Source organism: Streptomyces sp. NPDC037301 (assembly GCF_055602785.1).
Genome location: NZ_JBVJWD010000002.1, coordinates 1 through 23,627, shown reverse-complemented (window position 1 = coordinate 23,627; position 23,627 = coordinate 1). Strand labels below are relative to the sequence as shown.

Sequence of the window (23,627 nt, the reverse complement as noted above, 5' to 3'; positions counted from 1 at the left end):
GGAGCCGGTGAGCGTCCCGGTCGCCGTGTAACGGCCACAGCTTCCGCCGGGCTCCGGCCGGCACCTCAGGGGGCGGTGCCGGTCGGCACCCCCCCTCACTCATGTCCTCACGGCCTCACTGTCCGGGCGGGTTGTTCGCGACGTTGTTGCCGTTGCCCGGCCGTCCGGGGTTCCCTCCCTCGCCCGGCAGACCCGGGGACTGGCTCGGCGGCGGCTCCGGGGACTGGCTCGGCGGCGGCTCCGGCGACTGGCTGGTCGGCTGGCTGGGCCCGTCGCTCGGGCTCTGCGCCGGCCGGCTCGGCTCCTGGGACGGGGACTGCGTGGGACTCTCCGGCGCCGAGGGGGTGTTCGAGGGGGTCGTCGGGACGGTGACCTCGCCGCGCTCGACGTCCTGCAAGTCGAACTGGGCACTGGAGCCGCCGTTCAGCGCACCGAGGGTGTAGTCCGCCCAGATCTGCGCCGGGAACCCGCCACCGTTGGCCCGGCCGGAGTTGGCGGTACCGGTCAGACTGACCTGGCCGCCGCCGTCCTTGGGGGATTCACCGAAGAGCGCCACGACCGTGGTGAGCTCCGGGGTGTAGCCCGCGAACAGGGCGGCCTTGTTGTTCTCCGAGGTGCCCGTCTTGCCGGCCGCCTCGTAGGCCGAGGTGTTGGCCGCCCGGCCCGATCCGCTGTCCACGACGCCCTTCAGGACGGAGGTCACGGTGTCGGCGGACTTGCGGCTGATCACCTGGCCGCCGATGCCCTTGGCCGGCTCGACCGTCCGGTCGCGGTTCTTGGCGGACTTCACGATGAACGGGGTGACCTTCTTGCCGTGGTTGTCGAGCGTGGCGTACGCGCCCGCCATGTCCCAGGTCGAGGCGTTCATCGTGCCCAGCGTGATGGCGGGGCGCTCGGGGAAGTTCTGGTCCGGTACGCCGAGCGACAGTGCGGTCTCCTTCACCGCGGGCGGGCCGACGTCGACCACCATCTGCGCGAAGACCGAGTTGATCGACTTGTTCATCGCGGTCTGCACGGTGACGTTGCCGTAGCTCTGGTTGTCCTCGTTCTCCGGGGCGAACGGCGTGTCGCTGCCCACGACCGGCCGCTTGCTGGTGCCGTCGTAGCGGGTGTTGACGCCGATCAGATCGCCGCCCTGGGTTTTCGCCTCGTTCTCCAGCGCGGAGGCGAGCACCAGCGGCTTGAAGGTGGAGGCGGGCTGGTAGTCCCGACGCGTGGCGTTGGAAATGTAGTGCTTGACGTAGTCCACCCCGCCGTAGAGCGCGACGACCGCGCCGGTCTTGGGATCGACGGAGGTGGCACCCGCCTGGACGGTCGCGTCGACCTTGTTGTCCTTGCGGTCCAGCTTGGACTCCAGCTGGCGGTCGACGGCCTTCTCCAGCTGCTTCTGCCGCTTCTTGTCGATGTTGAGCGTGAAGGTCCAGCCGCCGGCCCGCCGCACGTCCTCCGTGATGCCCTGCTTGTCCAGCTCCTTGTTGGCGGCATCGACGAGGTAGCCGGTCTGGCCCTCCATACCGCGGGCGGGCTTGGGCTTGTCCGGGACGGGGAACTTCAGGGTGTCGCGCTCGGACTTGTCGAGCCAGTGCATCTCGACCATGTTGTCGAGCGTGTAGCCCCAGCGCTCCTTGACGAGCTTCTTGCCGGTTTCTGTCGCGGACGCCCAGTCGTACTGGCTGGGAGCCTGCAGCAGCGCGGCCAGATAGGCACCCTGGGAGACGTTGAGGTCCTTGGCGTCGACCCCGTAGTAGGCCTGCGCCGCGGCCTGGATCCCGCTCGCGCCGCGTCCGTAGTACGCGGTGTTGATGTACCCGGCGAGGATGTAGTCCTTGTCCCTCTTCTGGTCGACCTTGAGCGAGATCACCAGCTCTTTGAGCTTGCGGCTGACCGTCGGGTCCTGCGTGAGGTAGTAGTTCTTCACGTACTGCTGGGTGATGGTCGAGCCACCCTGCTTGCCCTTGCCGGAGAGCGTGTTGAGGAGACCGCGAGCGGTGCCCTTCAGGTCGACGCCCTGGTCCTTGTAGAACGTCTTGTTCTCGGCGGCGACGAAGGTGTGCTGCACCTCCTTGGGAACCTCGGCGAGATCCACGATCTGGCGGTTGACCCCGTTACCGGTACGGGTCAGCACGGTGCCGTCGCTGTACTGGTAGACGTTGCTCTGCCGCTCGGCCATGGCGTTGGCCTTCGGTATGTCCACGTACAGGTAGAGCGCCACGAAGGCGCCCATGATCAGCAGGCAGAACCCGAAGAACGTGCCCAGCATCTTCCGCCAGGTGAAGAGTCTGCGTATGCCGCCGCTCTTCGCAGCCCGCCGCGCTCCGCGCCGCTGGGCTCGTCGCGCATCCGCTCGACCCATTGCTGTGTTGCTCCTGTTTCTCTGCTCGACCAGATCAGCTCAGCCCAGCCAGCTAACACTGTCGGCTGGGACAAAAAGCAAGCGATGCAGCCTTTTCCGGACGTGACAATCAGCACCCGCTCTCTAGGGAACCGACTCATGAGAGGCACTCAAGGTTGCGAATCCGGGTAATGTGTAATCACATTGCTAGCACCACGCACGTCTTTCGAAACGGGGGATCCCATGTCCGACCAACACGATCCGCACGCCGTGGCCACCCTGGCCGCCGATCTCACGCCCGACGCCCCTCAGATGCCCGAGCCGCAGGTGAGGGAGGTGACGGCGCACAGCATTCCCGGCGGCCTCGGCCTGCTGCTGACCGTGGTCGGAGTGATCGCCGGCATCGGTCTCGCCATCGTCGGCGGCATAGTCGGCTCGAACGGGAACAACGGCGTGGGCGTCCCGGTCCTGATCCTCGGGGTCCTGCTCGTCATCGCCTCGTTCTTCTGTATGACGGGTGTGAAGATGGTCGCACCGGGCGAGGCGCGGGTGATCCAGCTCTTCGGCCGGTACGTCGGCACGATCCGTACCGACGGGCTGCGCTGGATCAACCCGCTCACCAGCAGCCGGAAGATCTCCACCCGGGTCCGCAACCACGAGACCGCGGTCCTGAAGGTGAACGACGCCTACGGCAACCCGATCGAGCTCGCCGCGATCGTCGTCTGGAAGGTCGAGGACACCGCGCAGGCACTCTTCGAGGTCGACGACTTCCTGGAATTCGTCGCCACCCAGACCGAGGCGGCCGTCCGCCACATCGCGATCGAGTACCCGTACGACGCCCATGAGGAGGGCGGCCTCTCCCTGCGCGGCAACGCGGAGGAGATCACCGAGAAGCTGGCCGTGGAGCTCACCGCCCGGGTGCAGGCCGCCGGCGTGCGGATCATCGAATCTCGCTTCAGCCACCTCGCGTACGCCCCCGAGATCGCCTCCGCGATGCTTCAGCGCCAGCAGGCCGGTGCGGTGGTCGCGGCCCGGCAGCAGATCGTCGAGGGAGCGGTCGGCATGGTCGAGATGGCGCTGACCCGGATTGCCGAGCAGGACATCGTCGAGCTGGACTCGGAGCGGAAGGCGGCCATGGTCAGCAATCTGATGGTGGTGCTGTGCGGTGACCGCGCCGCGCAGCCGGTCCTCAATACGGGCACTCTTTACCAGTGACGGAAGAGACCCCCGGGCGCAGGCAGCCGCAGCAGCGCAAGCAGATGCTGCTGCGGCTGGATCCCGCGGTGCACGATGCGCTGGCCCGCTGGGCCTCCGACGAGCTGCGCAGCGCGAACGCCCAGATCGAGTTCCTGCTGCGCAGGGCGCTGGCGGAGGCGGGCCGCCTGCCGGGCACGGCCCGCCCGATCCCCCGCCGGGGGCGTCCCCCGAAGGACAAGCCAAGCTCGTCCGGCGATTGAGGACCGGGGGTCCAGGGGCGGAACCCCCGGGTATACACCCGAGGTATACATGCCATGTATAGTGCTGCGCATGTCTATCGGCCACACCCTGCTCGGACTCCTGGAGTCCGGCCCCCGCCACGGCTACGACCTCAAGCGAACGTTCGACGAGAAGTTCGGCCACGACCGCCCCCTGCATTACGGCCAGGTCTACTCGACCATGTCCCGGCTCCTGAAGAACGGCCTCGTCGAGGTCGACGGCATCGAGAGCGGCGGCGGCCCCGAGCGCAAGCGGTACGCCATCACCGAGGCAGGCATCACCGATGTCGGCGCCTGGCTCGCGCAGCCGGAGAAGCCCGAGCCGTACCTCCAGTCGACGCTGTACACCAAGGTCGTCCTAGCCCTGCTCACCGGCCGCAGCGCCGAGGCCCTGCTGGACACCCAGCGCGCCGAACACCTGCGCCTCATGCGCATCCTCACCGACCGCAAGCGCAAGGGCGACCTTGCCGATCAGCTGATCTGTGACCACGCGCTCTTCCACCTCGAAGCCGATCTGCGCTGGCTGGAACTGACCGCCGCCCGACTGGACCAGTTCGCCGCGGAGGTGCGCGCATGACCCCCGCCGGCTCCCTGCTCAGCGCCGACAGCCTGTACAAGTCGTACGGGTCCACGCCCGCGCTCGACGGTGCCTCGTTCTCCATCCACCCGGGCGAGGTCGTCGCCGTGCTGGGCCCGTCCGGCTCCGGCAAGTCGACCCTGCTGCACTGCCTCGCCGGAATCGTCACCCCCGACAAGGGCACGATCACCTACGCGGGCCGCGAGCTCTCCGCGATGTCGGACGCCGAACGCAGCGCCCTGCGCCGCACCGAGTTCGGCTTCGTCTTCCAGTTCGGCCGGCTCGTCCCCGAGCTGACCTGCGTGGAGAACGTCGCCCTGCCGCTCCGCCTGAGCGGCGCCAGGCGCAAGGATGCCGAGCGCACCGCCCGTCACTGGCTGGAGCGCCTGGAGGTCGACACCGTCGGCGCCAAGCGCCCCGGCGAGGTCTCCGGCGGCCAGGGCCAGCGCGTCGCCGTGGCCCGTGCACTGGCCGCGTCGCCGAAGGTGATCTTCGCCGACGAGCCGACCGGCGCCCTGGACTCCCTCAACGGCGAGCGGGTCATGGAGCTGCTCACCGAGGCGGCCAGGTCCGACAATGTCGCCGTGGTCCTGGTGACGCACGAGGCCCGGGTCGCCGCGTACTCCGACCGCGACGTCACCGTGCGCGACGGCCGGGCCCGCGACCTGGAGCACGCAATATGACCCTGCTCGACCAGAAGAACGCCCCGGCCGACGCACCGCCCCGGCCCACCGGGCCCACCGGCATCGCCGCCCTGCTGCGCGATCTCGGTCTCGGCATCCGGTTCGCCGTCTCCGGCGGGCGCGAGGGCTGGACCCGCACCCTGCTGACCGCCGTCGGCGTCGGCCTCGGCGTGACACTGCTGCTGGTCGCCGCCTCCGCACCCCATCTGCTCGACGAACGTTCCGCACGTGATCAGGCCCGCGCCGAGACCAAGATCCCCCAATGGCCCGAAGCCGTGGCGAAGAAGTCGGACACCTCCGTGCTCCGGATCAACGCGGAGACGGAGTACCGCGGCCGCTCCATCGGCGGCTTCCTGATGCGCGCGGACGGTGCTCACCCGGTCGTCCCGCCGGGCGTGGCAAGCTTCCCCGCCGCGGACGAGATGGTGGTCTCCCCCGCCCTGAAGGAGCTGCTGGGCTCCTCGGAGGGCAGCCTCCTCAAGGAGCGTCTGCCGTACCGGATCACCGGCACGATCGCCGACGCGGGCCTGGTCTCCCCGCGCGAGCTGCTCTTCTACGCGGGCAGCGACACCCTGACCCCCGCGGGCGGCGGCCACCGGGTCGCCGCTTACGGCGATCCGGGCCCGGCCAAGGAGATACCGCCCATCCTCATCGTGCTGATCATCATGATCTGCGTGGTGCTGCTGGTGCCGGTCGCGATCTTCATCGCGACGGCCGTGCGCTTCGGCGGCGACCGCCGCGACCGTCGGCTCGCCGCACTGCGACTGGTCGGTGCGGACATCCGGATGACCCGCCGGATCGCGGCCGGCGAGGCGTTCTTCGGGGCGGTGCTCGGCCTGCTGACCGGCCTGGTGTTCTTCCTGGTGGGGCGTCAGTTCATGGGTTACGTCGAGGTGTGGGACGTCAGCGCCTTCCCGTCGGACCTGGTCCCGGATCCCCTGCTGGCCGCCCTGATCGCCGTCGCGGTTCCGGTGTCGGCGGTGCTCGTCACGGTGACCGCCCTGCGTTCGGTGGTGATCGAACCGCTCGGCGTCGTACGCAACGGCCACAGCCACAGGCGCCGGCTGTGGTGGCGGCTGCTGATGCCGGTCGCGGGCCTTGCGGTGCTCGGGCTGACCGGCAAGGTCGACGAGTACTCACCGGTCAACCCGTATCCGATCGCGGGCGGCGCCGTGCTGGTCCTGGTCGGGCTCGCGCTGCTGCTGCCCTGGCTGGTCGAGGCGTGCGTGAACCGGCTGCGCGGCGGCCCCGTGCCCTGGCAGCTCGCCACCCGCAGGCTCCAGCTGAGCAGCGGCGCGGCCTCCCGCGCGGTCAGCGGCATCACGGTCGCGGTCGCCGGCGCGGTGGCGCTGCAGATGCTGTTCGCCGCGGTGGGCGACGACTTCAACCGGATGACGGGCCAGGACCCGACACGCGCCCAGTTCCACACGTTCTCCGAGAACGTCACCGGTGAAGCGGCCACCCGGACCATCAAGGAGTTCCGGGCCACCGAGGGCGTGACGGCGGTCATCGGCACGGTCGAGTCGAACGCCGCCAAGCCGGGCACGTACAAGGGCGACGACATCCAGCCCATCACCTCGCTGACCGTAGGCGACTGCGCGACCCTGCGCGAGATCGCCCGGATCGGCTCCTGCAAGGAGGGCGACGCGTTCGTCGTCCACCCCAAGGACAAGGGCATGGCCGAGTGGGTGGACGAGACCGCCCGCAAGGGCGAGGCGGTCGAACTCAACTACCAGGCGGGATCGGAGCCCGGCGAGAAGTCGAAGCTGTGGACCCTGCCCGCCGACACCCCGACCGTTCTCACCCGCCGCGATCCGATGGGCCAGGACCGCTGGGGCATCATGGCGACGGTCGGCGCGATCGACCCGAGCACCCTGCCGCACGCGCAGACCAACGCAGAGATCCGGGTTGACCGGAGCGTGAAGGACGTCGCCGAGTACGTACGGAACACGGCGGCCCGGCTCGACCCGGGGATGCGGGTCGTCACCCTGAGCTCGGTGGCCCGCGACCGGCAGTACGCCAGTGTGCAGACCGGTCTCCAGGTCGGCGCGACCGCGACCCTGCTGCTGATCGCCGCCGCGATGCTGGTCTCGCAGCTGGAACAGTTGCGTGAGCGCAAGCGCCTGCTCTCGGTCCTGGTCGCCTTCGGCACCCGGCGCAGCACGCTCGGCTGGTCGGTGCTCTGGCAGACCGCCGTACCCGTGGTCATCGGCCTGGTGGTGGCCGTCGTGGGCGGTCTCGGCCTGGGTGCGGTGATGATCTGGATGATCGCCAAGAAGGTGACCGACTGGTGGCTGTTCCTGCCGATGACGGGCGCGGGAGCGGCACTGATCCTGCTGGTCACTCTGGTCTCGCTGCCATCGCTGTGGCGCCTGATGCGGCCGGACGGCCTGCGCACGGAGTGATGGCACGGTAGCCGCAAGGGGTGCGGTCCCCCGGGGGACCGCACCCCTTGCGCCTGCTCTACGCGCCCGCCGTCACCCGCACCGGCAGCGCCTTCATCGCCTCCCGCAGCGCCGCCGCGAACTCCTCGAACTCCTCGCGCCGCGCCGCCCCCGTCCGCATCGCCAGCGCCACCCGCCGCGACGGTGCGGGTTCCGTGAAATACCCGGTGGCCAGCGCATCGTTGCGACCGGTCTCGACCGTCACCGCGGTACGCGGCAGCAGCGTCACCCCGAGCCCGCCGGCGACCAGCTGCACCAGCGTGGAGAGCCCGGCCGCGGTCGTGGTCACCGGCGCACCCTCCGTACGCCCTGCCTCCCTGCATATGTCGAGCGCCTGGTCACGCAGGCAGTGCCCCTCGTCGAGGAGCAGCAGCGGCAGCTCCCGCAGGGCCTCGCGCGGAATGTCGGTGCGCCCGCCCAGCCAGTGGTCCCGCTCCATCACCAGCACGAAGTCCTCGTCGAAGAGCGGAAGTTCGGTCACTCCGGGCACCCCGAGCGGCACGGCCAGCAGCAGCAGGTCCAGCCTTCCCGCGGCCAGCCCCTCCAGCAGCGAGGAGGTCTGTTCCTCGTGCACCTGGAGGTCCAGCTCCGGGTAGCGCTCGTGGACCAGCCGCAGCACGGTCGGCAGCAGATACGGCGCGACGGTCGGGATCACGCCGAGCCTGAGCACTCCGGTGAACGGCGCCCGGACCGCCTCGGCCTCCTCCATCAGCTCACCCACGGCCTCCAGCACCACCCGGGCCCGGACCGCGAGCCGCTCCCCGGCCGGCGAGAGCAGCACCTTGCGCGTCGTACGCTCGATGAGCTGGACACCCAGTGCCTCCTCCAGCGCCGACACGGCTCCGGACAGCGCCGGCTGACTCATCCCGATTGCTGCCGCGGCGTCCCTGAAGTGCAGATATTCGGCAACGGCCGCGAAGGCGCGCAGCTGCGACAGGCTGGGCTGTTTGGTCCGATTGCCCTGATTACTCCGCGCCACTGATAGGCACCTCCGATCATCACGACCGAGTGTAGCTATTTCCGTGATCAATGCACTCTGTGCCAAGGTGGAGATCGTCCAACCCTCAGGAACTCCCGCAAAAGGGAATTCCTACGCTACAAGGAGAGCGCGTGCTCACTGTCGGTGACAAGTTCCCCGAGTTCGACCTGACTGCTTGTGTCTCGCTGGAGAGCGGCAAGGAGTTCGAGCAGATCAACCACAAGACCTACGAGGGCAAGTGGAAGATCGTCTTCGCGTGGCCGAAGGACTTCACCTTCGTGTGCCCCACCGAGATCGCCGCCTTCGGCAAGCTGAACGACGAGTTCGCCGACCGTGACGCCCAGATCCTCGGCTTCTCCGGTGACTCCGAGTTCGTGCACCACGCCTGGCGCAAGGACCACCCGGACCTGACCGACCTGCCCTTCCCGATGATGGCCGACTCGAAGCACGAGCTCATGCGTGACCTCGGCATCGAGGGCGAGGACGGCTTCGCCCAGCGCGCCGTCTTCATCGTCGACCAGAACAACGAGATCCAGTTCACGATGGTGACCGCCGGTTCCGTGGGCCGTAACCCCAAGGAGGTCCTGCGGGTCCTGGACGCCCTGCAGACCGACGAGCTGTGCCCCTGCAACTGGACCAAGGGCGAGAACACCCTCGACCCGGTCGCGCTCCTCTCGGGCGAGTGAGCTGACAGCGACATGGCACTCGACGAACTGAAGGCCGCCGTTCCGGACTTCGCCAAGGACCTGAAGCTGAACCTCGGTTCGGTCATCGGGAACAGCGAACTTCCGCAGCAGCAGCTGTGGGGCACCGTCCTCGCCTGCGCGATCGCCTCGCGCTCGCCGAAGGTGCTGCGCGAGCTGGAGCCGGAGGCGAAGGCCAACCTCTCCGCGGAGGCGTACACCGCCGCGAAGTCGGCCGCCGCCATCATGGCGATGAACAACGTCTTCTACCGGACCCGGCACCTGCTGTCGGACCCCGAGTACGGGACGCTCCGTGCGGGCCTGCGGATGAACGTCATCGGCAAGCCCGGCGTGGAGAAGATCGACTTCGAACTGTGGTCGCTCGCCGTCTCCGCGATCAACGGCTGCGGCCAGTGCCTGGACTCCCACGAGCAGGTGCTGCGCAAGGCCGGCGTGGACCGTGAGACCATTCAGGAAGCCGTCAAGATTGCCTCGGTGATCCAGGCGGTCGGCGTGACCCTCGATGCCGAGGCCGTGCTCGCCGAGTAGGACCAGCAGTACCCCTTGTACGAGAAGGGCCCCGAGGACGACCGACCGTCCCCGGGGCCCTTCTTCTGTTCACTTGGTTTTCGTGCCGCCGCTGTCCTCGGGCGGCGATCCCGGTGCGGGCGTCGGGGCGACGTCGATCGCGGTCGCCCCCCGCGGGGACGGCGCGTGCCGCAGGGCTTCCTCCTGCCCGTACGACCGCAGATAGCCGACCACCGTATTGGTGACCGCGACCAGCGGCACCGCGACGACCGCTCCGCCGATGCCCGCGACCATGCCACCCGCGGCGACCGAGAGGACGACGGCGAGCGGATGCACCCGCACCGCGCGTCCCAGGATGAACGGCTGCAGCACATGGCCCTCGATCTGCTGCACGGCGAGCACCACGAGCAGCACCATGAGCGCGGTGAACACGCCCTCGGTGACCAGGGCGACGACCACCGCGAGCGCTCCGGAGATCACCGCGCCGACCAGCGGGATGAAGGCGAAGAGGAAGATGAAGACGGCGAGCGGCACCGCCATCGGCACCTTGAGGAACCAGATCCCGAGCCCGATGAAGATCGCGTCGATCAGCGCCACCAGGACCGTGCCCCGCACGTAGGCGGTCAGGGTCCGCCAGGCGCGCGGCCCGGCGCCCGCGACACCCGGCCGGGCCTGCGCGGGTACCAGCTTCAGCACCCAGTGCCAGATGCGCTTCCCGTCGTACAGGAGGAAGAGCGTCGAGAACATGGCCAGCAGCATCCCGGTGAGGACCTCCACCATCACGGTGACGCCCTGCAGCCCGGCGGAGGTGATCTGTTCGGTGTTGGTGCCGATGGTGTCGCTGAGGTTCTTCGCGACGTCGTTGATCTGCTGCTCGGTGACATGGAAGGGGCTGTCGAGCAGCCAGTTCTTCAGGTCGTCGATACCCGTCCGCACCTTGTCGGAGAGAGTGTCGATGTTGTCCATCACCTGCCAGACCACGAACCAGCCGACCAGACCCATGATGACGAAGCCCAGGATCGCCGTGACCGCGGTGGCCAGTCCGCGCGGCAGACCGTACCGCCTCAGCCGGGCGACGGTCGGCTGCAGCATCGCGGTGACGAGCAGCGCGGCGACGAAGGCCAGAACCACCAGCTGTACGGCGCTGATGACCTTCATCAGCACATAGAGCGTGCCCGCCAGGACGAGCAGCCGCCAGCCCGCTTCGGCCGCGACGCGCATGCCCCAGGGGATCGCCGCGACCGGATCGGGCCGGGCCGCCACGGAGGGGGCGTACGCGGGAGGCGGCGGCACACGGTCGGCCAATGGGTCATGCCGGCCCGCCTCGGCCGGTACGGCTCCGGCAGGCACGGCAGAGGGTACGGCAGCGGCGGGTACGGCGGCGGTCTCCGGCGGCTCGATCGGCGCGGCCTCGCCCCCCTCGCCCTCGCCCCCCTCGCCCTCGACCCCCTCGGCCTCGGCCCTGCGCTGTTCCAGCCGCTCGCCCAGTTCGGCGAGCTCGGCGCCCAGACGACCGAGCCACCCCGGAAGCTTCGACATGATCGTCCCTTTCCCCCGTTTCCTCTCCCCACCGCTCCCCCGCCGAACCGGCCGGAACGACCGTACACGCGCGAAGCCCCTCACCGTAGGACGGTGAGGGGCTTCGAGAGGTTGAGACCGGAACCTCGGAAGGTTCTAGTACCAGTGGTTCGCCTGCCAGAAGGCCCAGGCACCGCACGGGCTGCCGTACTTGGCGCCGTTCATGTAGCTGAGGCCCCACTTGATCTGCGTGGCCGGGTTGGTCTGCCAGTCGGCGCCGGCGGATGCCATCTTCGAGCCCGGCAGCGCCTGGACGAGGCCGTAGGCACCGGAGGACTGGTTGGTCGCCCGGTAGTTCCAGGTCGACTCGACGTTCACGATGTTGCTGAAGCACTGGAACTGGTCGGCGGGAACGATCTGCCGCGCGATCGCCTTGATTTCGGCCACGGTGTACGAGCCCTGCTGCGCGAACGAGGAGGCGCTGCGGATCTCGGAACGGCTGGCGCGCTCTGCCGCGTCCTTCTTGTCCTGGCGCTCCTGCTCCAGCTTGTCCTCGGCCGCCTGCTTCTTCGACTTGGCGTCCTTGGCGGCCTGGATGCGGGCCGCTTCCTCCACGGACTTCTTCGCCGCCGCGTCGGCCGCGGATGCCTGGGCGTCGGCCTGCTGAGTCAGCGAGGCGGTCTGCACCTGGGCCTGCTGGCCCGCGGGGATGTCTGCGAGCAGCGTGGTGTCGGCTGCGGTCGCCTCGAAGTTGTTGTCATCGGCAGCGGGAGTGCTGCCCGAGGCAACGCCTACGACGGCGCCAACGGTGGTTACGGCTGTGGCAGATGCCACGGCGAACCCCCGGACCGAGATCCGGCTCACACGGTGTCCTTCCAGCATCGCCCGCTTAGGTGACCTCGCGGACGCAATCGTGCCCCTGGCACTGGCCTCCCTACTGCTTGGGTCACGGGAGGCACGGGCCCGGTGGGCAACTCCCCTGAGGGAGTGCCGCGTGGTGCTCGCGGGCGGCATACGGACGTCGATTGTTGAGTTGTGTGGTGCGTGGCACCTCTGGAGGTGCGGGTGTGCCGTATGCGGGGCCTGACGGAAGCAAGACTCTGCCGGAACGGCACGCCGGTAGGCAATTCTCCGTTGCGTGTGAAAGCTCACACCTCGTTCGGAGCAAGTGTTTTTCGGAAATGCCGCCGCAACATGATGCCGCCCGGCTAAGCTGCTTCGCTCGCCGGGCGGCACCAACTGTCGTATCCCGTATCAGATCTGGCCTTCCTCCAGCATTTCGGTCACCAGCGCGGCGATCTGCGAACGCTCGGAGCGGCTGAGCGTGACATGCGCGAAAAGCGGATGGCCCTTCAGTTTCTCGACCACGGCGACGACTCCGTCGTACCGGCCGACCCTGAGGTTGTCCCGCTGGGCCACGTCATGTGTGAGCACCACCCGAGAATTCGCCCCGATCCGGGACAACACGGTCAGCAGTACGTTCCGTTCGAGGGACTGCGCCTCGTCGACGATCACGAAGGCGTCGTGGAGCGAGCGGCCCCGGATGTGGGTGAGCGGCAGGATCTCCAGCATGCCGCGCCCCAGCACCTCCTCGATCACCTCGCGTCCGGCAACCGCCGAGAGCGTGTCGAAGACGGCCTGCGCCCAGGGGCTCATCTTCTCGGCCTCGGTGCCGGGGAGATAGCCCAGTTCCTGCCCGCCGACCGCGTACAGCGGGCGGAAGACCATCACCTTCTGGTGCTGCCTGCGTTCCAGGACGGCTTCGAGACCGGCACAGAGCGCCAGCGCCGACTTGCCGGTGCCGGCCCTGCCGCCCAGCGACACGATGCCGACGTCCTGGTCGAGGAGCAGATCGAGCGCGATGCGCTGCTCGGCGCTGCGGCCGTGGATGCCGAAGACCTCCCGGTCGCCGCGCACCAGGCGCACATTTCCCTCGGCGGTGACCCGGCCGAGCGCCTTGCCGCGCTCGGACTGGAGGACCAGTCCGGTGTGCACGGGCAGTTCGGCGGCTTCGGGTACGTACAGCGTCTCCTCCCCGTAGAGCAGATCCACCTGCTCGGCGGCGAGGGGCAGTTCCGACATTCCCGTCCAGCCGGAGTCGGTGATGGCGAGTTCGGCGCGGTACTCCTCGGCGAGGAGGCCGACCGAGGACGCCTTGATACGCAGCGGCAGGTCCTTGGAGACGACCGTGACGTCGTACCCCTCGGCCTGGAGGTTGCGCGCGACCGCGAGGATCCGTGAGTCGTTGTCCCCCAACCGGTAGCCGGCGGGCAGTACGCCGGGGTCGGAGTGGTTGAGTTCGACGCGCAGCGTCCCGCCCAGATCCCCGAGCGGGATCGGGGCATCCAGCCGGCCGTACCGGGTCCGGAAGTCGTCCAGCAGGCGCAGGGCCTGCCGGGCGAAGTACCCCAGCTCCGGGTGGTGCCGTTTGGCCTCCAGTTCCGTGACCACGACGATCGGGAGCACGACTTCGTGCTCGTCGAACCGGGCCATGGCGTTCGGATCGGCCAGCAGGACGCTGGTGTCGAGAACATAGGTGCGCCTGTCGGACATGCGGCGCTTTGAGCTGGTCACCACGGAAGGACGTACCCCCTCGGACGAGGTTGGGGTGCGACGGCGTCGCGGAGCATCCCAATGGGATAGGACGGACCGGGCTGCGGCCCCGATGCACGGGCCGAGCGCCGGCCCTCCGCGTCGGCCGCACTGTATGTACGGTCCTTCGTGTGCAAGAGGCCTCCCGGGCGAGCGGACTCCATGCCGCTCACTTGGACACGACGTCCGCCTGGTTTGTGACTGGACATCGACCTGTCAGGGGTATTCCCTCGAACACGCGAAGCCATGCCGCCCTGGGGCGGACGGGTGAGCTTGGTCGGTGCGTCCGGGCACGTCAGGTGCGGGACCACCGCCTCGACGGTTCCGTCCTCAAACGCCGGACAGGCTGGGATTGCCGCCTCGGACGGGCTGGAAATGCCGGACCAGCTGGGATTGTCGTCCCCGACGGGCTGGGAGTGGCGGGCCAGGGTTGTCAGCCGGGCCCGTCCGGACGGGCGGCACCACTCGAGCCCGTCCGGCGATCGAGGACGGAACCGGTGCCGCCGGGAGCGGCGCCCTGCCGGGGGGACAGTGCGCCCCATGAGCCAGGCGGCGGGAGCCTGGCGGCGGTGTCAGCCGCCGTAGCGGCGGTGGCGGGCTGCGTAGTCGCGCAGGGCTCGCAGGAAGTCGACGCGGCGGAACGCCGGCCAGAAGACCTCGCAGAAGTAGTACTCGGAGTGCGCGCTCTGCCAGAGCATGAAACCGGACAGCCGCTGCTCGCCGCTGGTGCGGATCACCAGGTCCGGGTCGGGCTGGCCCCGGGTGTAGAGGTGCTCGGAGATCAGGTCGGTGGAGACGATCTCCGCCAGGTCCTCGAAGGACGTCCCCTTGGCGGAGTGGTCCAGCAGCAGCGAGCGCACCGCGTCCGCGATCTCCTGACGCCCGCCGTAGCCGACGGCGACATTGACCAGTATCCCGTCGATGCCGGCCGTGGCCTGCTCGGCCTCCTTGAGCACGGTCTGGGTGTGGGCGGGCAGCAGATCGAGCGTGCCGACGTGGTGGACCCGCCAGCGCCCGTCCGCCGCGAGGTCGCGCACGGTGTTCTCGATGATGCCGAGAAGCGGCGTCAGCTCGGACTCGGGCCGGTCGAAGTTGTCCGTGGAGAGCAGCCAGAGTGTGACGACTTCCACATCGGTCTCACTGCACCAGCCGAGCAGCTCCTGGATCTTGTCCGCGCCGGCCTGGTGCCCCTGCGCGGCCGTGCCGCCGGACGCCTTCGCCCAGCGCCGGTTGCCGTCGAGGATGACGCCGATGTGCTTGGGCACCTGGGTGTGGTCGAGGCGGGCCTCCACCCGGCGCGCGTAGAGCCCATACACCAGGTCGCGCAAGTTCACTGAGTTCACCTCTCGGTTCCGTGCGGGCCCGCCCGCCCCATTGCCCGGGGCCCGGGGTCGTCCCCCTGGGGATCGCCGCACTACTCCGCAGAGTCCATAGCCCCGCCGTGCCGTGGCAGTCCCCGAAGCCGCCACATTACTGCGCAGGCGGCGTACCGGCCCAACCCGGCCTGTCACAAGTCCGTGATAAGGAGAGAAACGTGACTGATTCTCCTCTCTTCTACCGGGCCGCCGGTTCACGCTACGACTCCATGGAATACCGCCGCACCGGCCGCAGCGGTCTCAAGCTCCCGGCCATCTCCCTCGGCCTCTGGCACAACTTCGGCGACGACCGCACGCTGGACTCCCAGCGGGCGATCCTGCGCCGCGCCTTCGATCTCGGGGTGACCCACTTCGATCTGGCCAACAACTACGGGCCGCCGCCCGGCTCCGCCGAGCTCAATTTCGGCAAGATGTTCCGGCAGGACTTCGCCCCGTACCGGGACGAGCTGATCATCTCCACCAAGGCCGGCTACGACATGCACCCCGGCCCCTACGGCGAGTGGGGCTCCCGCAAGTACCTGCTGTCGTCGCTCGACGCCTCGCTGAAGCGGATGGGGCTCGACTACGTCGACATCTTCTACTCCCACCGCTTCGACCCGGACACTCCGCTGGAGGAGACGATGGGGGCGCTGGCCTCCGCCGTACAGCAGGGCAAGGCGCTGTACGCGGGTGTGTCCTCGTACAACGCGGAGCAGACCGCCGAGGCGGCCCGGCTGCTCAAGGAGATGGGTGTACCGGCACTGATCCACCAGCCGTCCTACTCGATGATCAACCGCTGGATCGAGGACGACGGGCTGCTCGACACCCTGGAGACGGCCGGCATGGGCTGCATCTCCTTCGTGCCGCTCGCCCAGGGCCTGCTCACGAACAAGTACCTGACAGGCATCCCGGAGGGTTCGCGCGCCACCCAGGGCAAGTCCCTGGACCCGGGCCTGCTCTCCGACGAGGTGCTGCGCCGGCTGAACGGGCTGAACGACATCGCCCGGCGGCGCGGGCAGTCACTCGCCCAGCTGGCACTCGACTGGGTGCTGCGGGACAGCCGTATGACGTCGGCGCTGATCGGCGCTTCGAGCGTGAAGCAGCTGGAGGAGAACGTCGCGGCGCTTGCCGGGGCGCCGCTGTCCGCCGAGGAGCTGAAGGAGATCGACACCTTCGCCGTGGACACCGCGGGCACCAACATCTGGGCCGGACGGAGCTGACCGGGGGCGGCCTTCGCGGGGCCGATACGCAGTCGGCACGCGGCCGCCACACGGTGCGCACAGCGGGCCCACAAAAAAACGGGCCGGTCCGTGGGGGGGGATACGGACCGGCCCGAGGGGGGGTTTCCACCATAACCCTTCGTAAGTGATGCTGCGTGCCACGCCACTCCATAATTACTCTCCGAATTCGCCGGACTCCGGTGCGAGCACGGCATCCGGTGGGGTCTCAGTGGCCGCCGACCGGCTTTGCGCAGCCGGTTCCCTCGAGGTAGCGGCCGTGGGCCTCGGCCTTGACGAGCCCGTTGACCATGCCGTCCAGGGCCCCCTCCACGCAGATCGGGCCGAGGTCGATGATGAACGTGTTGCGGTGGGGGCCGAAGGTGCCGGTGGAGATGGTCTCGGGGCCGTATCCCAGACCGGCGAGTGCCTCATGGAGCTGGGGCTCGGTGGTCTTGCGGCCCTCCGCGATGCCGGCCAGGCCCGCCTCGACCTTCTTCACTTCGGCAGCACCCTTGGCCCGGTCGTCCGGGGACAGCTCGGCGGCGGACTGGAAGGCGTGGTTCTCCCGGTAGTGCGGCGCGCCGTCGCCGGCGTCCGGTTCGACGTAGGGGGAGGCGCCCACGGCCCGGGGGCTGTATCCCGCACCGGGTCCGGCGTCCCCCGCCCGCTCCGTGCCGCAGCCCGCGAGGGCGGGCGTCAGGAGGAGCACCGACGCGGTGGCGAGAGCCTTGGCTGTACGTCTCGCAGAGGTCATGGGCCGAGTATGGGACAGGCCCTGACCTGATGGGCTGCTAGTTTCCGAATCATGACGACACGAACCGCGACCGTGACCTGGGCCGGGGCGAACGCTCGCCGGATGGAACGTCAGGGGCTCGCCGCCCCGGTGCACCTCACCCCGGCCGATGTGGTCGGCGCGCTGCCGGCCGCGCACGCCCAGGTGCTGTCGGCCGCCGAGCTCTCCGTCGGGCTGCGGACAGCGGGGGCGACCCGTACCGATGTGCGCGAGGCGCTGTGGACCGAGCGCGCCCTGGTCAAGACGCACGGGCCGCGCGGCACCGTCCACCTGCTGCCGATGGCCGAACTGCCCATGTGGACCGGTGCGTTGTCCGCCGTACCGGCCGGACGCAATCCGTTGCCCGAGGATGTCCGGATGACGCCGGCGCAGACCGAGGCCGTGCTCGCCGCGATCGCGGACGCGCTGACCGGGGCCGAGCTGACCATCGACGAGCTCTCGGAGGCGGTGGTGGAACGTGCCGGGGCATGGGCCGGGGACCGGGTGATGCCCGCGTTCCAGGACATGTGGCCGCGCTGGCGGCAGGTGATGCATCTTGCGGGTCACCGCGGCGCGCTGTGCTTCGCGCCCGGTCGCGGCCGCAAGGTCACCTACACCCGCCCGGACGCCGTCCCGCTCGACGGCCCGGAGGCGCTCGCCCGTCTCATACACCGCTATCTGTACGCGTACGGTCCGGCCACGCCCCAGCACTTCGCGAAGTGGCTCGCGGCGCCGAAGCGTTGGGCGGCGGAACTGTTCGCGGGGATGGCCGCGCGCGGGGAGATCGAGGAGGTGGCGTACGAGGGGGAGCCGGCCTGGCTGGTGGCGGGCGACACCGCGTTTCCGGTGGAGCCGGTGCGCGGGGTGCGGCTGCTCCCCTACTTCGACGCGTATCTCATAGCGTCCCAGCCGCGCGAGAAGCTCTTCCCCGGGGTGGCGTACACCCGTGCGCTGGCGGGTGGCCAGGCGGGGAACTTCCCGGTGCTGCTGATCGACGGGACCGTGGCCGGGGTGTGGCACCAGCGCCGGTCGGGCCGCAGGATCGCGGTGACGGTGGAGCCGCTGTCACCGCTCACGGCCGGGCAGCTGCGGGGGCTGGAGGAGCAGGTGGCGCGGGTCGGCGAAGTACTCGAGGGCCAGCCGGAACTGACGGTGGGGAAGGTGATGGTGGGACCGCACGCGTAGCGCCTGCCGGCGGCCGGTGCTGCGACAGCATTGGTTCACCGGGCCCGTCCGGTCGCCGTTTCGTCCACGATCACGGACGGGCTGGGAATCAGCAAATCAGCCCCTCGCCGGTGCGCCCCGGTGGCCGCGGGTGAAGCGGATCGACACGGTGTCACCGCCGATCACCACGAAGCGCCCGCCCTCGCACCGGATGACGGCCTCGTGCACCTCCCCCTTCTCGTCCCTGCGCTCCTCGGTGCGGGTGACGGTCCAGCCGCCGTCGGGCGGCTGCGGCAGGTTCGACACGGCGGCGAACTCCCACTGTCCCGACGGTACGCACCAGTCGGGCAGCCTCGGCCAGGCGCCGGGGCCGACCTGCAGGGTCCAGTCGGAGGCGCAGGTCAGGAGCACCGACTGGCCGTCGGCCAGCAGGAATTCGACGGCTTCCGGCTCCCCCATCCGCCCCTCCGGCCGGTAGAAGACGCCGAGTACTCCGACGATCCGTGCGCCTCTGAGCCAGTCGGCCTTCCCCTGCCGCGGGACACGCGGTGCTTCCCCTTCGTTCCCCACCCTCATGGCCGGTTCCCTCCCATGCGCTCACCGTCCAGGGTCGCATCCTCCGGACGAAAGCAGAGGGCACTGCCTATTCCGGTTTACGGGCCTCGGCCTTGCGGGCCTCGATCAGGAATCGGGTGGTGTGGGCCACGAACGGCCCCTCGGTCTCGATCCGGTGGTGCAGCGCGGCCAGTTTCGGCAGGTACTCCTCGACGATGAAGCCCGGCACCATCCAGATCACTTTCCGCAGGAAGTAGACGACGGCGCCGATGTCGAAGAATTCGGTGCGCAGCGTCTCCATCCGCAGATCGACGACTTCGAGCCCGGCCGCCTCGGCTTCGGCCCGTGCCTTCTCCGGGTCACGGGCGCCGCGCACCTCGGGCGGCTGCGGGCCGAGGAAGTACTCGACGAGTTCGAAGACGCTCGCCGGGCCGACCTGCTGCGAGAAGTACGTGCCCCCGGGGGTCAGCACCCGCGCGATCTCCGCCCACCAGGTGGTCACCGGATGCCGGCTGACCACCAGGTCGAAGGCGTTGTCGCCGAACGGCAGCGGCGGCTCGTCCGCATCGGCGACCACGGCCGCACCGAGCGGGTGCAGGAGTGCGGTGGCGCGGGCGATGTTCGGCGGCCAGGACTCGGTGGCGACGGTGAGCGGCGGCAGCTTCGGCACGGAGGCGAGAACCTCGCCGCCACCGGTCTGGATGTCGAGCGCGGCCCCGGCCCGTCCCATCCGGTCCGCCATGGCGCGGGCGTAGCCCCAGGAGGGGCGCTGTTCGGTGGCCCGGCCGTCGAGCCAGGAGAAGTCCCAGCCGTCGACGGAGACGGCGGCGGCCTCCGCGACGAGGGCGTCGAACCGTGCGTGTTCTGCTGCTTCCGCGGGTGTTCCGGCCATACGGGAATGGTGCCAGCCGGGCGGTGGCCCGTGCGACCTGAATACAGCGGGGCGGGCTGCAGGCAGAGCAGTGCTCAGGCGGCCAGTCCGCCGAGCAGTATGCCCAGCAGCGCGCCCGTGATCATGAAAGGTCCGAACGGAATGCCGGTCTTGCGCCCGGCCCGTTTCAGGACCATCAGTCCGAACCCGTACACCGCACCGAGCAGGAACCCGGCGAAGCCCCCGGCGAACACCACGGCCCAGCCGTACCAGCCGAGGGCCACGCCCAGCGACAGGGCGAGCTTGACGTCTCCGAAGCCCATCCCGTTCGGGTTGATGAGGAAGAGCAGGAAGTAGAAGGCGCCGAGGGCCGCACCGCCGAGCAGGGCGGACAGCCAGGATCCGCCGTGCTCCGGGAGCAGCGCCGCAACACCCAGAAGTACGGTGACCGCCCCCGCGGCGGGCAGGGTCAGCCGGTCGGGCAAGCGGTGGACGCGGCGGTCGATGGTCGCGAGGAGTACGCCGACGGGGGCCAGCAGCAGCCAGACGGCGAGCTCGGGCCGGAGTCCGGTGGCCGCTGCGAGCGCGGCGCAGCCGAGCGCGGTGACGGCGGGGACGAGGACACCGGGGGCGTAGCGCGCCGCGGGCTGCCCGGGGTCTTCCCCGCCGCCCCGGTCTCCCGGCTCGGCGCCCGGAGCGGTGGGGACCGGCACCGCCGCCGCGCACATGGCGCACCGGGTGGAGCCGAGCCAGCCGCGGGCGGCACCGGTCAGGGCGTGGCCCGCGGGGCAGGTGTCCCGCCAGGCGTCCTCCGGTTCGACGGAGAACCGGTAGGCGGCGCGCGGGACCAGCAGTCCGGCCGCTGCGCCCCAGAGTGCGGCGAGCACTGTCAGCATGACGTACACAGAGCAGACCCTAGGCGGGTGCCGGGCACGGGTCATGGGTCCTGGGGCCCACTGCGCACCGTTGTGGACCCAGCGGCCGTCACCGGACGCTACCGTCTTGGCCATGGCTCAATGGCGCAATGGGAATGGGACGTTGACGGTCACCGATCCACAGGGAGGGCAGGAGCCGGGGATACCGCTGCGGATCGCGGCCACGTACCGGACCAGGAGCCGAGGGCTGCTCGGGCAGGACGGGATCGACGGCGCCCTGCTGATCACCCCGTGCGGGAGTGTGCACACCTTCCGGATGCGGTTCACCATCGATGTGGCGTACCTGGACCGGAAGTTCAACGTGGTCGCCGTCCACACGATGAAGCCGGGCCGGCTCGGGATGCCGCGGCTGCGGGCCCGTCATGTGATCGAGTCGGAGGCCGGGGCGATGGAGAAGTGGGGACTGCGGCCGGGGGCGCGGGTGCGGATCGTCCAGGCCGAGGAGAGCCGGGGCTGAGGCGTGGGCGGCCGGGCTGCCCTCACGTACCGGGCAGCCGGGCCGCTCTCACACGTACGACACCTCGTTCACGCCGTCCAGGTGGGGCGGCCGCCGAGGTAGGTGGCCGAAACGGCGACCTCCTCCTGGAAACGTTCGTAGCGCTCGGCGGGTACCGCGTACGGGTCCTGGGTCAGGACCGCCAGGTCGGCCCGCATCCCGGGGCGCAGCATGCCGATCTCGTCCTCCAGGTGCAGTTGCCACGCCGGGTTGGTGGTCACCGCGCGCAGCGCCTCGTCGATGGTCAGGCGCTCGGTGGTGCCGTGGACGCGGCCGCTGGCCGGGGTGCGGCGGGTGAGGGCGGTGGCGACGGAGGCGAGCGGGTCGGTGGGTGAGCACATGCCGTCGTTGTGGCTCGGCGCCGCGACGGGGATGAGCGAGCACACCGCCCGGCGCCGGGTCCAGCGCCTGATCCACCACGGCGACGTCAATTTCCGCTGCGACATCGCCCACCCCCTGGCCGGTCTGTCGACCATGGTGATCTACCGGGCCGCCGTCCCGCACGCCCACCTCGAACACACCGGAAACATGCTGGCCCGCATGGAGCAGGTCCGGATGTGCGTCTCCGTCAGCGGACCGCACAACCTCCTGGTCATCGTCTGGCTCCATGGCCTGAACGCCATCGGCCCGTTCGAGATGCTGCTGGCGGAACGCTTCCCGACGCTGGAGGTCAAGGACCGCACGGTGGCGCTGCATTCCCCCAAGCGCATGGGCTGGCTCCTGGACACCCAGGGCCGCGCGACCCGCCGCATCCCCCTGGCCCCGCCCCGGCCCTGACCGGGCTCACACACCGGCTCGCGCTCACGGCGGGCCGGAGCCGAGCAGCGTCCACGCCCCGTAGGCCGCCGAAGCCACCGCGAGCACGGCGACGACCGTCACCGTACGGGCCGTGGTGCGCAGCCGCAGCAGCGCGACGGCGGGCGGCAGGAGCAGCGGGAACGCGGGCATCATCAGCCGCGGCCTGGACCCGAAGTACCCGGAGCCGATCAGCGCGATGACGACGACGGCGATGCAGTAGGCGAGTACGGGGAGCGGCTGGCGCTGCCGTACGCACAGGAACACCACCCATCCCAGGCCCGCCAGCGCCGCGCACAGCCCGAGCGCGCCGGGCAGTGGCAGCCCGAGGATGAACGAGGCGAGCGCCACGCCTCCGTCGATGCTGTTGCCCCACTGTGCCTGGACGTCGAAGTACGCGAACGGGCTGCCCTCCCGTACGGCGACGAACACCACGTACGCGAGCCAGCCCAGCGGCGCGAGTGCGGTACCGGTCAGCATCCGTGCGTTGCGGCGGACGATGCCGTCCGTCCGGCCGGCCCGGTACTCCCGTACGAGCGTGACCGCGGCGGTGATCGCGAGGGCGGCGATGAGCGCAGCCGCGGAGGGCCTGGTCAGCCCGGCGAGTACGCACAGGGCGCCCGCCACGATCCAGCGCCGGGTCAGTACGGCGTAGAGCGTCCAGGCGGCGAACGCGGTGAACAGTGTTTCGGTGTACGCCATCGACTGGACGAACGCCGTCGGGTACACGCCCCACAGCGCGGCCAGCACCACCCCTGCCCGACGCCCGTACAGATGCGCCCCGACGGAGTGGATCCCCCAGGCGGCGAAGAGCGCGGCGACCCAGGCGACCAGCAGTCCGGCGCCCGCGAGGGAGAGCGGGGTCAGCTCGGCGATGCCGCGTTCCAGAGCGGGCAGCAGGGGGAAGAAGGCCAGGTCGGAGTGGATGTCGCCGTTCGGGAGGGTGACGGTGTAGCCGTAGCCGTTCTCGGCGATCCGCTGGTACCAGACGGAGTCCCAGCGCTCGGCGAGGAGGTGGAAGGCGCTCTTGTCGGCGCCTGCCGCGGCGGCGGCGAAGACGACGAGACCGATCAGACGCACGGCCGCGTACGCCCCGAGGGCCGGTGCCGCCGCCGCGAGGGCCGTGGCGAGGCGGCCTCGGACGGGGGGATGCGGCGGTCGCGGCTGCGGTCGGCGGCTGGGCTGCCGCACGAGCTGCTGTGCGGGGGCGGTGGCCTGAGCGGCCGGATCGTCGTCGGGCATGCTGCCGATTATCTCCGCAGCGGGTGGGCCCACCCGCCACGGGCCGGGCCTGCTCGTAGCGGACCTGCCTTCCCGGTGCAGTGGCTGGCCCGAGGTCGGACGGCGTCAGCCGGCCGCCACCGCCGGGGTGGGCCAAAGCCGTCGTGGCGGCGGGCTTGCCCCTGTACCCAGCCCGCGGCCACCGCGCGCACCCACCGCACCCCGGAGGTTGACCGCTGTCCTGGGTTGCCCTTGAGGCGCTACGTCGTGCGGAGCGCGGCGATGACGGTCATCCGTCCGACCCGTCGGGCCGGCAGGATGGCGGCTGCGAGTCCGGTGAGCACGGTCAGTCCCAGCGCTGCCAGTACCAGAAGTACGGGTGGACCGCCGATCGTTCCCACTGTGGAGGTGACCGATCGGGCGGCCGCCCAG

General features: G+C 70.1%; 23 protein-coding genes. 11 read left to right on the top strand and 12 right to left on the bottom strand.

What is annotated here, in order from left to right; genetic code table 11:
- Positions 1-115: 115 nt before the first annotated feature.
- Positions 116-2,353, bottom strand: a complete 2,238-nt coding sequence (locus ACZ7IB_RS03390) for a transglycosylase domain-containing protein (RefSeq protein ID WP_470908802.1) — start codon at positions 2,351-2,353, stop codon at positions 116-118.
- A gap of 222 nt (positions 2,354-2,575) precedes the next feature.
- Between ACZ7IB_RS03390 and ACZ7IB_RS03385 the strand changes: the two genes are divergently transcribed.
- From ACZ7IB_RS03385 to ACZ7IB_RS03365, 5 genes are all read left to right on the top strand, one after another.
- On the top strand, positions 2,576-3,547 hold the full coding sequence (locus ACZ7IB_RS03385; protein ID WP_470908800.1) for an SPFH domain-containing protein: 972 nt from the start codon (positions 2,576-2,578) through the stop codon (positions 3,545-3,547).
- Positions 3,544-3,789: a type II toxin-antitoxin system antitoxin gene (locus ACZ7IB_RS03380; protein WP_470908799.1), complete on the top strand. Its 246-nt coding sequence runs from the start codon at positions 3,544-3,546 to the stop codon at positions 3,787-3,789. Before ACZ7IB_RS03385 ends, ACZ7IB_RS03380 begins: the two co-directional genes overlap by 4 nt.
- Positions 3,790-3,859: 70 nt before the next feature.
- Positions 3,860-4,384, top strand: coding sequence for a PadR family transcriptional regulator (locus ACZ7IB_RS03375; RefSeq protein ID WP_470908798.1), 525 nt, complete (start codon positions 3,860-3,862; stop codon positions 4,382-4,384).
- On the top strand, positions 4,381-5,067 hold the full coding sequence (locus ACZ7IB_RS03370) for an ABC transporter ATP-binding protein (RefSeq protein ID WP_470908796.1): 687 nt from the start codon (positions 4,381-4,383) through the stop codon (positions 5,065-5,067). Before ACZ7IB_RS03375 ends, ACZ7IB_RS03370 begins: the two co-directional genes overlap by 4 nt.
- Positions 5,064-7,472 carry an FtsX-like permease family protein gene (locus ACZ7IB_RS03365; protein ID WP_470908795.1) on the top strand — a complete coding sequence of 803 codons (2,409 nt, stop codon included), beginning with the start codon at positions 5,064-5,066 and terminating at the stop codon, positions 7,470-7,472. The genes ACZ7IB_RS03370 and ACZ7IB_RS03365 overlap by 4 nt, the downstream gene beginning before the upstream one ends.
- Positions 7,473-7,530: 58 nt before the next feature.
- Here the strand turns inward: ACZ7IB_RS03365 and ACZ7IB_RS03360 are convergent, their stop codons facing one another.
- Positions 7,531-8,490 carry a hydrogen peroxide-inducible genes activator gene (locus ACZ7IB_RS03360; protein ID WP_470908794.1) on the bottom strand — a complete coding sequence of 320 codons (960 nt, stop codon included), beginning with the start codon at positions 8,488-8,490 and terminating at the stop codon, positions 7,531-7,533.
- Between the two features lie 131 nt (positions 8,491-8,621).
- Here ACZ7IB_RS03360 and ACZ7IB_RS03355 point away from each other — a divergent pair, with 131 nt between their 5' ends.
- Together ACZ7IB_RS03355 and ACZ7IB_RS03350 are read left to right on the top strand one after the other, a co-directional pair.
- Positions 8,622-9,176 carry a peroxiredoxin gene (locus ACZ7IB_RS03355; protein WP_031083404.1) on the top strand — a complete coding sequence of 185 codons (555 nt, stop codon included), beginning with the start codon at positions 8,622-8,624 and terminating at the stop codon, positions 9,174-9,176.
- Between the two features lie 12 nt (positions 9,177-9,188).
- The gene (locus ACZ7IB_RS03350) at positions 9,189-9,722 is read left to right on the top strand and encodes an alkyl hydroperoxide reductase (RefSeq protein WP_072483998.1); all 534 of its coding nucleotides are present in this window, start codon (positions 9,189-9,191) and stop codon (positions 9,720-9,722) included.
- Positions 9,723-9,791: 69 nt separating this feature from the next.
- Here the strand turns inward: ACZ7IB_RS03350 and ACZ7IB_RS03345 are convergent, their stop codons facing one another.
- The 4 genes from ACZ7IB_RS03345 to ACZ7IB_RS03330 form a co-directional block, all read right to left on the bottom strand.
- Complete coding sequence (locus ACZ7IB_RS03345; RefSeq protein WP_470908791.1) at positions 9,792-11,240, bottom strand: AI-2E family transporter; 1,449 nt, start codon at positions 11,238-11,240, stop codon at positions 9,792-9,794.
- Between the two features lie 135 nt (positions 11,241-11,375).
- Complete coding sequence (locus ACZ7IB_RS03340) at positions 11,376-12,083, bottom strand: aggregation-promoting factor C-terminal-like domain-containing protein (RefSeq protein ID WP_470908789.1); 708 nt, start codon at positions 12,081-12,083, stop codon at positions 11,376-11,378.
- Positions 12,084-12,473: 390 nt separating this feature from the next.
- Positions 12,474-13,796 carry a PhoH family protein gene (locus ACZ7IB_RS03335; protein ID WP_470908787.1) on the bottom strand — a complete coding sequence of 441 codons (1,323 nt, stop codon included), beginning with the start codon at positions 13,794-13,796 and terminating at the stop codon, positions 12,474-12,476.
- A 587-nt stretch (positions 13,797-14,383) separates the two neighbouring features.
- Positions 14,384-15,145, bottom strand: coding sequence for an isoprenyl transferase (locus ACZ7IB_RS03330; RefSeq protein WP_327273203.1), 762 nt, complete (start codon positions 15,143-15,145; stop codon positions 14,384-14,386).
- Positions 15,146-15,345: 200 nt separating this feature from the next.
- Between ACZ7IB_RS03330 and mgrA the strand changes: the two genes are divergently transcribed.
- Positions 15,346-16,386 (top strand): L-glyceraldehyde 3-phosphate reductase, encoded by a 1,041-nt coding sequence (gene mgrA, locus ACZ7IB_RS03325; RefSeq protein WP_470908786.1) that lies wholly within the window; start codon positions 15,346-15,348, stop codon positions 16,384-16,386.
- A 226-nt stretch (positions 16,387-16,612) separates the two neighbouring features.
- Here the strand turns inward: mgrA and ACZ7IB_RS03320 are convergent, their stop codons facing one another.
- Positions 16,613-17,140: a hypothetical protein gene (locus ACZ7IB_RS03320; RefSeq protein ID WP_470908784.1), complete on the bottom strand. Its 528-nt coding sequence runs from the start codon at positions 17,138-17,140 to the stop codon at positions 16,613-16,615.
- A 51-nt stretch (positions 17,141-17,191) separates the two neighbouring features.
- Here ACZ7IB_RS03320 and ACZ7IB_RS03315 point away from each other — a divergent pair, with 51 nt between their 5' ends.
- On the top strand, positions 17,192-18,343 hold the full coding sequence (locus ACZ7IB_RS03315; RefSeq protein ID WP_470908783.1) for a winged helix DNA-binding domain-containing protein: 1,152 nt from the start codon (positions 17,192-17,194) through the stop codon (positions 18,341-18,343).
- A 96-nt stretch (positions 18,344-18,439) separates the two neighbouring features.
- Here ACZ7IB_RS03315 and ACZ7IB_RS03310 read toward each other — a convergent pair whose 3' ends face one another.
- The 3 genes from ACZ7IB_RS03310 to ACZ7IB_RS03300 form a co-directional block, all read right to left on the bottom strand.
- On the bottom strand, positions 18,440-18,898 hold the full coding sequence (locus ACZ7IB_RS03310; protein ID WP_470908782.1) for a hypothetical protein: 459 nt from the start codon (positions 18,896-18,898) through the stop codon (positions 18,440-18,442).
- 67 nt (positions 18,899-18,965) lie between these two features.
- Positions 18,966-19,769 carry a class I SAM-dependent methyltransferase gene (locus ACZ7IB_RS03305; protein ID WP_470908780.1) on the bottom strand — a complete coding sequence of 268 codons (804 nt, stop codon included), beginning with the start codon at positions 19,767-19,769 and terminating at the stop codon, positions 18,966-18,968.
- Between the two features lie 74 nt (positions 19,770-19,843).
- Positions 19,844-20,653: a prepilin peptidase gene (locus ACZ7IB_RS03300; RefSeq protein WP_470909493.1), complete on the bottom strand. Its 810-nt coding sequence runs from the start codon at positions 20,651-20,653 to the stop codon at positions 19,844-19,846.
- A 103-nt stretch (positions 20,654-20,756) separates the two neighbouring features.
- Between ACZ7IB_RS03300 and ACZ7IB_RS03295 the strand changes: the two genes are divergently transcribed.
- Positions 20,757-21,140, top strand: coding sequence for a DUF192 domain-containing protein (locus tag ACZ7IB_RS03295; RefSeq protein WP_470908778.1), 384 nt, complete (start codon positions 20,757-20,759; stop codon positions 21,138-21,140).
- 68 nt (positions 21,141-21,208) lie between these two features.
- On the opposite strand, the gene ACZ7IB_RS03290 is transcribed toward ACZ7IB_RS03295, so the two are convergent.
- The gene (locus ACZ7IB_RS03290; RefSeq protein WP_470908777.1) at positions 21,209-21,520 is read right to left on the bottom strand and encodes an amidohydrolase family protein; all 312 of its coding nucleotides are present in this window, start codon (positions 21,518-21,520) and stop codon (positions 21,209-21,211) included.
- Between ACZ7IB_RS03290 and ACZ7IB_RS03285 the strand changes: the two genes are divergently transcribed.
- Positions 21,519-21,956, top strand: a complete 438-nt coding sequence (locus ACZ7IB_RS03285) for an Lrp/AsnC family transcriptional regulator (protein WP_470908776.1) — start codon at positions 21,519-21,521, stop codon at positions 21,954-21,956. The genes ACZ7IB_RS03290 and ACZ7IB_RS03285 overlap by 2 nt on opposite strands.
- A gap of 24 nt (positions 21,957-21,980) precedes the next feature.
- On the opposite strand, the gene ACZ7IB_RS03280 is transcribed toward ACZ7IB_RS03285, so the two are convergent.
- Entirely contained in the window at positions 21,981-23,216 is a 1,236-nt protein-coding gene (locus ACZ7IB_RS03280; protein ID WP_470908775.1) for a hypothetical protein, read from the bottom strand.
- Positions 23,217-23,627 lie beyond the last annotated feature (411 nt).